The sequence below is a fragment of the Enterobacter sp. HSTU-ASh6 genome, from assembly GCF_026319105.1.
Lineage (GTDB): Bacteria > Pseudomonadota > Gammaproteobacteria > Enterobacterales > Enterobacteriaceae > Enterobacter > Enterobacter sichuanensis.
The window spans coordinates 1-13,611 of sequence record NZ_WSPD01000001.1 but is presented as its reverse complement, the minus strand read 5'-3'; the positions used below and the strand labels follow the sequence as shown (position 1 = coordinate 13,611).

At 53.5% G+C, this 13,611-nt stretch carries 19 protein-coding genes; 3 read left to right on the top strand and 16 right to left on the bottom strand.

The genetic code is table 11. From position 1 onward, the window contains the following. Positions 1–11: 11 nt before the first annotated feature. The 16 genes from GM298_RS00095 to GM298_RS00020 all read right to left on the bottom strand — a co-directional run bounded on the left by GM298_RS00095 (position 12) and on the right by GM298_RS00020 (position 9,398). Positions 12–542 (bottom strand): phage tail protein I, encoded by a 531-nt coding sequence (locus GM298_RS00095; protein WP_266153227.1) that lies wholly within the window; start codon positions 540–542, stop codon positions 12–14. Continuing rightward, a complete protein-coding gene (locus tag GM298_RS00090; RefSeq protein WP_266153226.1) occupies positions 535–1,443 on the bottom strand; it encodes a baseplate assembly protein in 909 nt (302 codons plus the stop codon). Before GM298_RS00090 ends, GM298_RS00095 begins: the two co-directional genes overlap by 8 nt. Positions 1,444–1,448: 5 nt before the next feature. Then, the gene (locus GM298_RS00085; protein ID WP_266153225.1) at positions 1,449–1,799 is read right to left on the bottom strand and encodes a GPW/gp25 family protein; all 351 of its coding nucleotides are present in this window, start codon (positions 1,797–1,799) and stop codon (positions 1,449–1,451) included. Then, a complete protein-coding gene (locus tag GM298_RS00080; RefSeq protein WP_266153224.1) occupies positions 1,796–2,437 on the bottom strand; it encodes a phage baseplate assembly protein V in 642 nt (213 codons plus the stop codon). The genes GM298_RS00085 and GM298_RS00080 overlap by 4 nt, the downstream gene beginning before the upstream one ends. Before the next feature lie 175 nt (positions 2,438–2,612). Then, entirely contained in the window at positions 2,613–3,593 is a 981-nt protein-coding gene (locus GM298_RS00075; RefSeq protein ID WP_266153223.1) for a hypothetical protein, read from the bottom strand. 115 nt (positions 3,594–3,708) lie between these two features. After that, positions 3,709–4,170, bottom strand: a complete 462-nt coding sequence (locus tag GM298_RS00070; protein WP_266153222.1) for a phage virion morphogenesis protein — start codon at positions 4,168–4,170, stop codon at positions 3,709–3,711. Further along, positions 4,163–4,630 carry a phage tail protein gene (locus GM298_RS00065; protein WP_266153221.1) on the bottom strand — a complete coding sequence of 156 codons (468 nt, stop codon included), beginning with the start codon at positions 4,628–4,630 and terminating at the stop codon, positions 4,163–4,165. Before GM298_RS00065 ends, GM298_RS00070 begins: the two co-directional genes overlap by 8 nt. Next, positions 4,593–4,838 carry an Rz1-like lysis system protein LysC gene (gene lysC / locus GM298_RS00060; RefSeq protein ID WP_266153220.1) on the bottom strand — a complete coding sequence of 82 codons (246 nt, stop codon included), beginning with the start codon at positions 4,836–4,838 and terminating at the stop codon, positions 4,593–4,595. Before lysC ends, GM298_RS00065 begins: the two co-directional genes overlap by 38 nt. Beyond that, positions 4,726–5,151: an Rz-like lysis system protein LysB gene (lysB, locus tag GM298_RS00055; protein ID WP_266153219.1), complete on the bottom strand. Its 426-nt coding sequence runs from the start codon at positions 5,149–5,151 to the stop codon at positions 4,726–4,728. The genes lysC and lysB overlap by 113 nt, the downstream gene beginning before the upstream one ends. Beyond that, entirely contained in the window at positions 5,151–5,657 is a 507-nt protein-coding gene (locus tag GM298_RS00050; protein ID WP_266153218.1) for a lysozyme, read from the bottom strand. The genes lysB and GM298_RS00050 overlap by 1 nt, the downstream gene beginning before the upstream one ends. After that, positions 5,641–5,862 carry a hypothetical protein gene (locus GM298_RS00045; RefSeq protein WP_001354073.1) on the bottom strand — a complete coding sequence of 74 codons (222 nt, stop codon included), beginning with the start codon at positions 5,860–5,862 and terminating at the stop codon, positions 5,641–5,643. Before GM298_RS00045 ends, GM298_RS00050 begins: the two co-directional genes overlap by 17 nt. Continuing rightward, positions 5,853–6,056, bottom strand: a complete 204-nt coding sequence (locus GM298_RS00040) for a tail protein X (protein ID WP_266153217.1) — start codon at positions 6,054–6,056, stop codon at positions 5,853–5,855. The genes GM298_RS00045 and GM298_RS00040 overlap by 10 nt, the downstream gene beginning before the upstream one ends. Next, positions 6,056–6,562 carry a head completion/stabilization protein gene (locus GM298_RS00035; RefSeq protein ID WP_266153216.1) on the bottom strand — a complete coding sequence of 169 codons (507 nt, stop codon included), beginning with the start codon at positions 6,560–6,562 and terminating at the stop codon, positions 6,056–6,058. Before GM298_RS00035 ends, GM298_RS00040 begins: the two co-directional genes overlap by 1 nt. Before the next feature lie 99 nt (positions 6,563–6,661). Next, complete coding sequence (locus GM298_RS00030; protein ID WP_266153215.1) at positions 6,662–7,417, bottom strand: terminase endonuclease subunit; 756 nt, start codon at positions 7,415–7,417, stop codon at positions 6,662–6,664. A gap of 3 nt (positions 7,418–7,420) precedes the next feature. Beyond that, positions 7,421–8,488, bottom strand: coding sequence for a phage major capsid protein, P2 family (locus GM298_RS00025; protein WP_266153214.1), 1,068 nt, complete (start codon positions 8,486–8,488; stop codon positions 7,421–7,423). Between the two features lie 55 nt (positions 8,489–8,543). Further along, complete coding sequence (locus tag GM298_RS00020; RefSeq protein ID WP_266153213.1) at positions 8,544–9,398, bottom strand: GPO family capsid scaffolding protein; 855 nt, start codon at positions 9,396–9,398, stop codon at positions 8,544–8,546. A gap of 166 nt (positions 9,399–9,564) precedes the next feature. On the opposite strand from GM298_RS00020, the gene GM298_RS00015 reads away from it, so the two are divergent. The 3 genes from GM298_RS00015 to GM298_RS00005 all read left to right on the top strand — a co-directional run. Further along, positions 9,565–11,334 (top strand): terminase ATPase subunit family protein, encoded by a 1,770-nt coding sequence (locus GM298_RS00015; RefSeq protein ID WP_266153212.1) that lies wholly within the window; start codon positions 9,565–9,567, stop codon positions 11,332–11,334. A gap of 1 nt (position 11,335) precedes the next feature. Beyond that, entirely contained in the window at positions 11,336–12,364 is a 1,029-nt protein-coding gene (locus GM298_RS00010) for a phage portal protein (protein WP_266153211.1), read from the top strand. Between the two features lie 330 nt (positions 12,365–12,694). Next, a partial coding sequence (locus GM298_RS00005; protein ID WP_266153210.1) for an AAA family ATPase occupies positions 12,695–13,611 on the top strand: 917 nt, incomplete at its 3' end.

Below are 13,611 nucleotides of genomic sequence, written 5' to 3'. Positions count from 1 at the left end.
TGTGCTCTCACTTATCCGGGATAAACCGTAATGATGTCGCCGTCATAGGTCAGGGCTCCGGCGTACAGGTGGCCGGGGATGTCCTGAATAATATTGAGGCCGATAAGGTGGCGGCTGGCTGGCTTTGCATCAGCAATGAGCCGTTCCATCTCGTAATACATTTCCTCGGTGATGCCGGTCTCTAACACACCAATATCGAGCCGAAACGTGCCGGGCGGGTCGTTTGTTTCCCACCACTCGGACACATTAATCAGATAGCCGAGCGGCTCCACCACGCGACGCACTGCCCCAATCGTTCCTTTGTGCGCATGGATAAACCACGCCGCGCGGATCACATCGCGTTTGGTGTCCTCCGGCCAGTTCTCATCCCAGCGGTCAACGGAAAACGCCCACGCCAGCCACGGCAGCAGATTTGCCGGGCAGTCGTCAGGGCTCCAGAGGCGGCGCAGGGGAACGGGGGTATTTTCAATCTCAGCGCAGGCGCGCGCCGCCGCCACCTCAAGCGGTGACGAGCCCACCGGCAGCAGGCGGGTATCATTCATCGTTGCCCCCTATGGTGACGCTGTAGTCGCTGCACCATGACGCCTGCGTCTCATCGAGCACGATGTCGGCCACCGGCGAGGCCAGTTCGACGCGCTGCACGCCCTCAACGTGGAGTGCGGCATAAATGGCTGACTTGCGGATGTCGCGCCCGAGGCGGTGCTGTGCGGTGATATACGCCTGCAGTTTTGCTTTTGCCGCACTGAGCACCGGCTCGCTCTCGGGACCGGGATACAGGTAAAGCGACGCGGTAATTTTATAGTCGACAATTTTCGCTGACTGCACGGTCACGCGGTCGGCCACCGGCCTGACATCCTCATCGTTCAGCGCGTTGCGCACGATAGCGAGCAGTTCGTCAGATGCTACCCCGTTATTTTCACGCGACAGCACGGACACGGTCACACACGCAGGCGCGGGACTGATGACCGAAATATCGGCGACCCGCCCGTCAGCGCTGCGGCCATGAAACTGATATGCGCCGGTTGAGCCTGCGGTACTCAGCCCCTCAAAGGCCTGTTGAATGCGCAGCCGGTAGTCGGTGTCCGACTCCATGACGGCAGGCGTCGGCGGTAACGTCGTGTCGTCTGCAGGCGTGATGACAAGGCGCTCGACGTTGTAATTTCCGCCTAACTGGTCGAGGTCAGTACCGGCAGCGTAGGCCAGCATGACCGCGCACGCGGACTCGTTAACGCGCTGTCGCCAGATAACTTCCCGGTAGGCGTTTTCCTGCAGCAGCTTCACCAGTGGCTCTGACTCAAGCGTCAGCGTGCGCGCGATAGCCTCCTGCTGGTCTTCCGGGTATAGCGAGACAAGCGTCGCCTTTCGCTCTGCAAGGATGGTTTCATAGTCCAGCACTTCCACGACATCAGGCGCGGCGAGCTGGTTAAGGTCAACAATTGCCATAGCGTTTAACTCAGTGGAATGGTGAGTGAAAAAGGCTGACCGCCGGTGGAGCGGGTGCCGGTGATGTCGACATAAAGCCCGCCGTCGGTTTCCGACCGTTCAAAGGTGATGGTCGTCAGGCTGACGCGGGGCTCCCACTTCTGGATCGCGGAATAGCACGCGGCCATAATCTGCAGGCGCAGTGCCGGGGTCTGCGGCTGGTCAATCATCTGCGACAGGAGCGAACCGTATTCGCGGCGCATGACGCGCGAGCCAACCGGCGTGACCAGAATGTCGCGCACGCTTTGCCCGATATGCTCAACCTCAGAGATACTGAGCCCGGTCTGGCTGTTCATTCCCAGATAACGCACGGTCATTTGATGCCCTCCGTCCAGCTTCCGCCCCGTTCGACGCCGCCGTGGTCGTGGTCATCCACCTGCACGCCGTTTGAGGTCAGTTTCCCGCCGGTGTGTTCGATGTTCCCGGTCATTTTCCCGCCTTTCTGCACTTCGAGCGTGCCGGTTATCAGCTTGTTGGTACAAACCACCTCCGGCGTATCGAGCGTGATGCTGGTCGAGGCTTTCACCAGCACAACCGGTACGGTGGCCGTAATGGAATCTGACGCGGTGACGTCGGCGGTTTTGATGCCAGACACGGTGAGCGCGCCGTTTTCGGGTTCGTACTCGATGACAGCACCATCAGGAAATGACACATGAAGCGCATCAGGTGAGGCTGACGGCGCGGGATGGTCATCCGAGAAAATGCCGGGCAGCACAAAAGCGGTGTCGAGCTCGCCGCCGATGGCAAGTAAGAGCACCTGCTCACCAACGGAAGGAGCCCACCATACGCGCGAGCGACCGGCGCGACAGGTCATCCAGTTCAGCCAGGTGGTTTCCATACCGCCGGTCTGGACGCGACAAAGCCCCTCGTCGTGGTCGACGTCAGTCACGATGCCGGTGCGGATAAGGTTGCGGATCGCGCGTGCGATTTCCTGCAGAGAATTTAGATTATTCATGGGGAAAGGATGCCGCCGGGCGAGGCCAGCGGCAATTTAACGGTGTTTTGTGGCTGATAGAACAACAGACACTAAGGCAAGATTTGATTAGTTATGAACAACTTTAATAACAATTAAAAGTTAAAAAATCGCAAACCAAATAAAAAGCAAAATAACAACAACTTAGAAAATTTCCTTAAGGGTTCGCTTTATTGGAGGACTCTTTTCTTACTTCAAACTTCCCACCCTTGAACATAATATTCGAATCTTTAATACCATATAAAAGCATTTCATAAGGATGATTAATTTTCTGTTCTTTTGTTGCAACACCCGAGCTCATCAACTGTAATAAAGCAACATGATGTTCACTGGTGCCTAACTCTACCATCCTAGACGCCATACCATTAATTTGCTCCCTTTTCAAAAAATCCTCTCTTAGAGAAAGCAGGGTTAAGCTTCGTGCATTGCAAAATTTTATCATGTATACAACAAAAGCGCCCAACCCAATATATGAAAAGGATAAAGCAAAATAAACCGTCGGAGTTGCAGCAACCGCACGCCCTATTACCAAAAACATAAACAAACCAAAGAAATAAATAACATTAACCATAATAAACATATTACTCATTAATGCCTTAGTGCTTCTTGTTGCATCATATTCTTTCTCAAGGTGCTCTAAGAAAGATGAGATTTTAATTATGCCAAGCTTATCAAGAGTGGATTTTTCTAAATCTTTAAAGCCTTTACTTTCTCTAATCAGCTTATCTGTTAGTTTTTCCAAGGTGTCATTCAGAGATTGCGCAACAACTTCTTCAACGTATTCTTCAGAGTTGACATTTGAAAGTGCCTGCGCCGCCAACTCACTTTGCTTGTCCTCAATCAATCTGTTAAGGTTTTCTTTGTACTCAACAAAATAATCCCTACCACCTTCACTCATTAACACATCACGAACCAGCTTTTTCAACTCATCCTCTGAAAAAACTTGATTTTTTAATTGCGTTTCTTTTTCATCATCTTGAGATTTGGAGCTATAACGATCTTTACCTGAATCAAATAAGTTTCGTGATATAAATCTTGAGAATGGTCCGCGAGCAACAAAAAGAACACTTAAAATAATCAACAAATATGGTGAGGCGTTAATGAATGAACGGACAACCTCGTATGTGTATTGGTTCATAATACATTTCAGTCCAAAATTAGATCACTTGTTATCTTCGTATCATCTAACGATTGCTTCACTTTGACAATAAAAAAATTCAAATTTAGTCGGATGTCAATCGGCAACATGCTTGTTATCGTACTCGATTACACTTCAGATGCTTTAATATCAAGTCTTCAACAAGCTGCTCGTTACCTCTGTCAAAACCAAGCAGCCAACGCTTAGCATACTGCACATCCATAGCGTGCACATTTGGCCGGTCTTTTAGACCTAACTGATGGACGCGCGCGATACGCTGCACTTTGCCAGTAAATTCCACCACGGCATTGTTTTCACGGCCAATAGTTTTCATGTATCGGTTAGTTCGCAGCTTCTGGAACATCGCACGTTTAATCCGCCCGGTTTTTGCCCTGAGCGGCTGACGCTTTCGCGCCTGATACGGTGAGCCGTCCGGTGCTTTCTGCAGCTTGATACGTTGCTGTTGCGACTTGCGCAGCTCCTTTGCTATCTCTCCGGCCAGCTTACGGCGTGCAGCCGGTGACAGGGCAGCAATCAGACCATTGAGCCGGTCGTCAAAGGGCTTAAATTCATTCATCCCATTTGCTCACCAGTTCGCCGTTGATATAAAGCTCTTTTGGCCGGGTAACGGGCTCCGGCAGCGGCGGCTCAGGGGCATAGCTTACGTGCAGCGCGCCGTTTTCCTCTTTGATGATGGTGCGCTCGGTGAGCTGCATGCTGATACTGATATCGGCACTGTCCCCGTCGTTCAAATCCATCTGGAAACGGTAACCCTTTTTGCGGCCGTCATCGAGCGTGCAGATATCCGGCTGGTTTTCCCTGAGCCATGCGGCCACCGGCACGAAAATCATGTCAGGGTCGCCCACAAAGTCACACACGATCACATTCAGGGTATAAATTTTCTCATGGGACAGCGAGGCCGCGAGACGCGCATCGATATTCCCCTCATCGGCAAAGATGCGCATCATTTCGGGGTTTGTTTCCAGTTGCGGAACTGCTTTAATCAGCGCTTCGCGCAGGCTGCGTGCTTTCTTCATCGAGTTTATCCTGACAGTCTTTGATGGTTTCAACCTGCAGCGCGCAGGCGGCGAGCGCGTGCTCAAGCCTGCGAATATCGGCGCTCAGGTCGCCATTAGTGGCCGGGTCGCTTCCCGGCATCAGGCAATAGCTCACCTTCGGGCAGGCGCTGTAAACAATGACCGGCGGAGGCGCAACCGGCGCGGGTGTGCAGCCTGCGCACAACATCAGGCAGTTCAGCGCTATACCAGCGGCGTAAGGTTTCATTCTCATTTATCAGCCTCGTAATGGTTTGTTCACGCCGCACGGCCATCGCACCTGCGGCCAGCAGTTCACCGCGTAAATTGACCTGCGCGGTTTCATTTCGCCTGGCAATTCCCTGCGAAACGGAAAGCTGATTTTTCAGCATTCCGATCGCAGTTTTTTGTTCCGTGGCGACCCTGTTTGCCCGTTCAAACGAGCGCGTCAGGTTGCCGTTTTCATGACGCTGCCAGAGCACACCCGCCATCAGCGCGGCCAGTAAAAACAACATCACTTTCATTAAATCCCCCTGAGGCAGTAGGCACGCTCACGCGCGCGGCGGTTTTCCAGCCCTTTGTTAACTTCGCCATTCACGTAAACCCAGCGGGTGAGCTGGTCGCACGCCTGCGGCCATTGCTGGCGTTTGATAAACGAGACCAGCGTCGACCGGCAGGCCGCGCCGGTTCCCACGTTGAATGAAAAGCTGACCAGCGCGTCGTAAACGTGCGGCGGCATTTTCACCGGCGCACATACGGCCAGACGTTTCTCGACGTTCAGCACATCCGCGACGAGGTTCGCCGCCGCCTGTCGCTCGGTGATTTCCCCTTTTGGCACGACGCCTGCAGTGTGGCCGATGCCTGACGTCCACACTCCCGCGCTGCACTGGTAAGGCGTCAGGCGACAACTTTCGAGGTCGGCAATCAGCGCCAGCCCCCCGGGCGAGGTGTTAAGCAGACGAAAGTCAGGCATCAGCGCTGCCAGCGCCAGCACGGCGGCCACACTGCATTTTTTAACGATTGATTTCACGAATAGCCCCTTTATCGAGTCCGAGCGATGTCAGATAGAGGTACGTCTTGCGCTTAAACCAGTAGTTCGTCAGCGCGGTAAAAATGGCGCATCCGCCGCCCACGTAAAGCGCCATCTTTTCGGGGGACATTGCCCCGACATACGCCAGCCCCACGGCCAGCCAGTAGGCGATAAACGTGGTGATTTTTTCCATACTCAGTCCCATAGATTCACCGTTTCGGTTCTGGCCGCGCTCTCGGTCTCGGGCAGCTTTACTGCCGTGCCGTGCGGCAGGATCACACCGAGCTCAGACAGGCCGGGATTAGCCTCTAAGACGGTTTCGACCACGCCCTCAGTACGCCCGTAATACCGGGCGCAAATTGCGTCGAGGGTGTCGTCCTGCAGCGCATACGCTTTCATCAGATTTGCCCCACAATGCAGCGCGCTTTGTCCTGGATGCGCGCCACAGACCAGCGCATATCCCGCCACATTTCATCGATAGTCCTGTCGATGCTGTCGGCCTTTTTGTCGCCTTTGGCGGTCGCATCCACGCCGCGAAAACGTTCATAAAGCGTGGCCGTCGTCATCGAGCACACGGCGTTGAAGTAGTGGAAAATGCGCACGCTTTCGCCGTCGAGTTTGTCGGTCGGGACATCCGCCAGCGTGGCGTAACCGGCATCGAGCTGACTTTCGCGCCAGTCACTCAGCTCCGCGTTAGTCTCCGCGATCGCGGTCTTAATCGCCCGGCGCAGGCGCACGGGGGAAACGGTCTGCTCTAAACGCATTTCCTCACGCACGCGCTTCGGATCCACGTCAGGAAAAAACGGGGTGTTTTTGATTACCGGCTCGCTCACGCCCGGTGGCGGTATCACCACGCCCGGCACATCCTGCGGCTCTTTTTTTGGCTCAATAATCAGCGTCGTCATGACAACCTCGGGTAATGGGTGGGCGGTGGACGCCGGTCGCAGTCTGGGCAATTGATACCCGCATTGACCGGCGTGCCGCCCGGCTCGGGGAGCGCTCGTTTAACCTGCGGCTTTTGCCGCCTTTGGTGGACGCCCGCGCCGTGCCGCTGGTTTTGCGGCAGGCTTGCGCGTGCGCGGTTTAGTCGTTTTCGTTTTCGGTACCGGTTCGGGTTTTGGCCTGAGCTGACGCTCTAACTGCTCGATATCCTTTTTCACCCCGATAGTGCTTTCTAACTGGATCGCACGCTGCAGGTGCGCCAGCGCCTCCGGCAGTTGCTCCGCATCACGCAGCACGTAGCCGGTAATTTTGTGCAGCTTCGCACGCACGATATCGGGCATATCCGCGCGTTCAGTCAGCGCGATAGTGTCGAGCAGGTTCGCCAGATTGACCGGCTGTTTTGCCGTCAGCAGGCGCTGCGCGGCCAGTGCCACTTCTTCGGCCAGCAGGCACGGCGTCGGACGGCGACCGACCGGCATGGTGAGGCCGTAGGCCATGGCGTAACGGGCGATTTCCAGCGCCCCGGCGATGTCATCAGCATCGAGACGCCAGAGCATCACCGTCATGACAATGTCATCCTGTGCGCCTTTGCCGTTTTCGAGGACGCCAGCCACCCACGGCAGGTAGAACGGCAACAGCTCGCGCTTTTTCGCGGCTTTACGCTCTTTAGAGCTGATTTGTTTTAGCGTGCGGTTGTCTGCGGCCAGCTTAACGAGCATCTGCTCATAGGCAGTTGCATTGCGCAGCGGGACAGCAGCCCGCTGCGCAGTTTCAGAGGCCGAGACCCGCATCATGTGACGCGCTGCGGGACTCGTCATGGCTTACTCTCCGCTTTCCGGCGCTGCAGGTGCGGTGAAGTCACCGAGCTTGATGTTTTCAATCAGGCAACCGGCAGCATAAGCCTCGACCACATAGTCAACATTCATGGACTCGTAGTTTTCGACGCGGTCTTTCTTCGGGTTTTCGATGATGCTGCGACGATGCGCGTCATCCATGAAGTAGACAGACAGGTTGTCGAGACGCGTCACCATCAGGGCATTAGCCGGGAAATACGGCACGCGCACGGCAGGGAGGTTGCCGATTCGCTTCTGGCTGATGATGATGTCAGCCGCCAGCGACTCGGTGTTTTCCTGCTCTTTGTTGACGATAGGGAAATATTTATCCGCCATCAGCTTACGCCCGGTGATGACAACCAGCTCCGGGTCATCCTGATAAATCTCGTCAATCAGATTGCCGGTGGCATCCATAACCAGCGCGTCGAGGTTCGCATAGTCGCCGTTTTTACCCACGCGGATCACATCGGAAATGACCTTGCCGTCCTCGTCGGTGATTTTGGACATCACGCGCGCTGGCGCTTCATTGCGATACTTCTGCAGCCAGCCGGTCGCCACGTCCTGCAGCAGGGGATTTTTTTTACGGTCGGACGTTTCCGCACGCTCGATACCGTTAAAACCGGCCATGATGAAATCAAGGGACTGACGCTTGATAATGGCGTCACGGATACGGGTCTGGAAGTCCTGGAATCGCGCCCACAGGTCGAGCTGTTTGTAGCGAATATGGAAGTCAAAGTTAATCTGGTCGCACTCGTATTTGAATGACTCTAGCGCCGTGAAATCAGCGGTTTTACGCTCATCATCACCGGCGGTGTCGGTAGTGCTCGCAATCGTGCCGTTAACACCCACCCCGACTTTTTCGCCCTTCAGTTCGTCGACCGGCACGATGTTGATTTTGGTCAGAAACGCGGATGACATCTGCATGGTCGTCATCAGGGTTTGCGTGACCGACGGCTCGACGGTGAATTTCTTCGCCACGTCATCGGTGGAAATACCGTTCAGCTCCGCGACGCGGGACATGTAGGCATTAAATTTGAAACGGGTATCTTTACGCATGGTTTTTCCTGTTCGGGTAATAGGTATCTGGCCGGGCAACGCACCCGGCGTGTTATCAGCAGTTGGTCAGCAGCTCGTCGCCCGTACCGCCTTTTGAAAGCTCGCGGCGCGGTTGTCGCTGGCTTTCGGTGCTGTCGAGGGAGCTTTTCAGGGAGGTAAACGCCTGCGCGTTTTCATCAACTTTGCTGGTCACGTCCTGCTTAAACTTCGCAAAAGCGGTCTCCAGCTCGGTGACGCGCTGGTCGGTGGCGGTGAGATTGGTTTGCACCTGCTCGGTGACGGTGGTCACCGCCTCATGCACATCTGCGAGACGTGCGTCATCGCTGACCTGCTTGCGGCTGAAAATGGCTTTGACCTTGTCGGTCAGGCTGTTGAGCATAGTGTCGGGAACGTCCTCAAACTCCAGCTCAGCCAGTGAGGCCACAGAAAAAACGTCGTCCGGCTGGTCTTTTTTACCGGCGAGCGGGTTCTGTTTCGCGCGGCTGCAGAATTCGAGGTATTCCGTGCCGAGGCTTGCCGGGTCATCAGTGACGGCCAGGCCAACGAGATAACACTTGCCGCTGTTGGCAAAGTTCGGGCGGATCTCCATGGAGGTGTAAACCTTCTGCCCGGCCTTAACCATGCTGACCAGCTCGTCGAGCGGCTGGATTTTGCCGAACAGCGCTTTTTTGCCATCGAGCGCAGAGCCATCGCTGATAATCTCCGCCTTAAGCTCGGTTACATCGCCATAACGTTTAAACTGGCTGTCAGGCATCAGTCCCCGGATATGTTCGAGGTTAATGCGGCAGCCGTAGACGCGCGGGTCGAACGTGTCGGCCATATCCTGAATATCATCACCGCTGATGACACGGCCATCGCAGGTGTCACCCTCGACGCCGATACGAAACCATTTAGAAACTTTCTTTGCCATTGTTCAGGTGTCCTGATGTTGGGTTTTCTGGTCGGGTTTAGTTTCCCGACTCTGACACGTATCAGCCACCGCTTGTGCTCCTGTTAGATCTGATACAACAGGCACTTAGCGCGAATAACACTCCATTTCCTTAGCCTTGCCACGTACCAACAAAAACGAGGCAAGCATGACCATTTCAACTGACCTTTCTCTGTTAAATGACCCGCGACGACAGGCACGTCTGTTGTACTGGCAGGGGTTCACCGTGCCGCAAATCTGCGACATGCTGCAGCTCAAGCGCCCGACGGTGCAGAGCTGGAAGCAACGTGATGGATGGGAAGAAACCGCGCCGATTAATCGTGTCGAATCGACGTTAGAGGCGCGACTTATCCAGCTCTATGCAAAGCCAGACCTGACGCCGCATGACTTCAAAGTCGCTGATTTTCTGTCGCGCCAGATGGAGCGACTCGCGCGCGTGAACCGTTACGGCCAGACCGGTAACGAGGTGGATTTAAACCCCAACATTGCCAGCCGCAACAAAGGGGATCGCAAAAAGCCGAAACGCAACTATTTCAGCGAAGAGGCCATCGGGAAGCTGGAAGAGATTTTCTTCGACCAGTCGTTTGAGTATCAGCTCCGCTGGCATAAAGCGGGATTAGAGCACCGTATCCGCCACATCCTGAAATCGCGACAGATTGGCGCGACGTTCTACTTTGCGCGCGAGTCCCTCCTGCGCGCGCTCAGGACCGGGCAAAACCAGATATTTTTGTCGGCCAGTAAAACGCAGGCTTACGTTTTCCGTAAGTACATCATCGCCTTTGCCCGTCTGGTTGACGTCGACCTGTCAGGCGACCCGATTGTCATCGGCAATAACGGTGCAGAGCTGATTTTTCTCGGTACCAATTCCAACACTGCGCAGAGCCACAACGGCGACCTGTACGTCGATGAGATTTTCTGGATACCTAATTTCCAGCGTCTGCGCAAAGTGGCCTCGGGCATGGCGTCGCAATCGCACCTGCGCACCACCTATTTTTCGACGCCATCCACGCTGGCGCACGGTGCTTACCCGTTCTGGTCAGGTGAGCTGTTTAACCGTGGTCGCAGCAACCGCGACGAACGTGTCGACATTGATATCAGTCATCAGGCGCTTGCCGGGGGCATGTTATGCGGGGATGGCCAGTGGCGGCAGATTGTCACCATTGAGGATGCGCTCGCCGGTGGCTGCACCCTGTTTAACCTCGACCAGCTCAGACAGGAAAACAGCGCGGATGACTTCCGCAACCTGTTTATGTGCGAGTTCGTCGACGATAAGGCGTCGGTATTTCCGTTCGAGGAGCTGCAGCGCTGCATGGTCGATGCGATGGAAGAATGGGAGGACTTCGAGCCGTTCGCCGACCGTCCGTTTAACTGGCGTCCTGTGTGGATTGGCTATGACCCTTCACACACCGGCGACAGTGCCGGTTGCGCGGTACTGGCTCCTCCGCTGGTTGCCGGTGGCAAGTTCCGCATCCTTGAGCGCCACCAGTGGAAAGGCATGGACTTTGCCGCGCAGGCCGAGGCCATCCGGGCGCTGACCGAGAAATACACCGTCGACTATATCGGCATTGATGCAACCGGCATCGGCCAGGGTGTTTACCAGCTCGTGCGCTCATTCTTCCCGGCAGCGCGCGCCATCCGCTACACGCCGGAAATGAAAACCGCAATGGTGCTCAAAGCAAAAGACACCATCCGACGCGGGTGTCTGGAATATGACGCCGGGGCGACCGACATCACGCAGTCATTTATGGCTATCCGCAAAACCATGACCAGCAGTGGCCGCAGCGCCACTTATGAAGCCAGCCGCAGTGAGGAGGCCAGCCATGCGGATATCGCGTGGGCAACCATGCACGCGCTGTTAAACGAGCCGCTTTCCGCCGGTAGCGGTATGCAATCAAGCTCCATTCTGGATATTAACTAAGATGAAAAAACGCCAAAAGAAACAGCCGAAACAGACAGCAACCATGACCGCCAGCTCGCCGCAGAAAATGGAGGCGTTCACCTTTGGTGAGCCGTCGCCCGTTCTGGATCGCCGCGATATCCTCGACTATGTCGAGTGCATCAATAACGGCAAATGGTACGAGCCGCCGGTCAACTTCTCGGGGCTGGCGAAAAGCCTGCGCGCCGCAGTACATCACAGCTCCCCGATTTACGTTAAGCGCAACATCCTGACGAGCACCTACATTCCGCACCCGTTGCTGTCACGTCAGGACTTCAGCCGCCTTGTGCTCGATTTTCTGGTGTTTGCAAACGGCTACCTTGAAAAGCGCATGAGCGTGACCGGCCAGATCATGAAGCTGGAAACCTCCCCGGCCAAATACACCCGCCGGGGCGTCGAGGATGACGTTTACTGGTACGTGTCGAGTTTTACCCACCCGCACCAGTTCGCCCCCGGCTCGGTGTGCCATTTGCTTGAGCCCGATATCAATCAGGAGCTCTACGGGATGCCGGAATACCTGAGCGCACTCAATTCAGCCTGGCTGAATGAATCCGCCACGCTGTTTCGTCGCAAGTATTACCAGAACGGCGCGCACGCGGGTTACATCATGTACGTGACCGACGCGGCGCAGAGCAGCACCGACGTCGAGGCGCTGCGCTCCGCGATGCGCGACTCGAAAGGACTCGGGAATTTTAAAAACCTGTTTTTCTACGCCCCGAACGGGAAACCGGATGGCATTAAGATCGTGCCTCTGAGTGAAGTCGCTACGAAGGATGATTTTTTTAACATCAAGAAGGTAAGCGCCGCTGACCTGCTCGACGCGCACCGCGTGCCGTTTCAGCTCATGGGCGGCAAGCCTGAAAATATCGGCTCGATGGGCGATATCGAGAAGGTGGCACGGGTGTTTGTGCGTAACGAACTGACGCCGTTGCAGGAGCGTTTCAAAGAAATCAATGAATGGCTCGGTATGGAAGTGATCCGCTTTAAGGATTACAGCATCGAGACAGAATAAAACCCGCCTAAAATGCCGCCTCCGGGCGGTACGTCCTCAGAGCAAGCCAGACGCCGCACACGTGACGCAAGCGCCCCGACATCACCTTGACCGACTTCACATCACAGCGCGCCACCACGACGCGCACAGACGCGCAAAATAAATCCTGTCACCACGTCCAGCGCGCAGTGCTATCCCCGCCTCGCCTGCCCGCTTGAAAGGTCGGTTTTAATGCAACTGTTTCTATTGCTCTCGCTCCCACCTACTCTAGCTTTAGAGCATCAAATACGTTAAATTTTTTGCATGCAATTACATGCAGTTAGCGCATGCACAAAGACAAAGGAGATGTAAATGTACATTAGTGAAGTTAAGATCAGTAATTTCCGGAGTTTTAGAGAGTTAAATGTTAAACTGAGAAAAAACACAATACTCATTGGAGAAAATGACGTTGGCAAAACCAACTTTTTTGCAGCCTTATCTCTTCCCCTATCCACTAATCAAATTGATTTTAATAAAAAGAAATTAAACATTTCAGACATTAACAAAGAAGCCATTATAGATTTCTACAAGGCTATCATAGCAAATGAAAACAGTTCCACTTTATCCTCTAGAATCCCTAAGGTTAGTGTCAGCTTAAAATTCACAGATCCTAAAAACAATTACGAAAAATGCATTGTTGCAAAATGGTTAATTGAAGAAAATGATACCCCATGTTTTAAGATAAGGTATGAATTCAAACCTAAAAATGATAATGATCTGATTGCAGCCACTAAGGAAATATTAAAAAACAAAAGCATTAATGACACCCAATGGTTTTCATTCCCAATAGAACTTTATGATTATGTTATTGTTTCCGAAAATAATGAAAAACAGATTCCATTCATTGACCTTCAAAAGACAAGAATAAATAATATATTTGCAGAAAGAGATGACTTTTCGTCCGAAGGAATACTAAGGTCAAATAACATATTAACCAGACTGCTTATAACTTCCCTATCAGACAGTGAAAAATCCGCAATTAATAACTCTTACGTGGATTTCTTTAAGGCAATTGAAGGAACGGAAACATTTGAAAAATTAATAAAATATGACGATAGCTTTGAAAATATAAAAACATTTCTTGATGAACTTGAATGCACCCCTAATCTACCAAATCTTAAAAGCATTCTTTCGAATATCACATTAAAATATGGAGATGAATTTCTCTATCAAAAAGGCTTAGGCAAAAGAAACTTAATATACATTTTCCTTTTGTTTTCTTATTATAA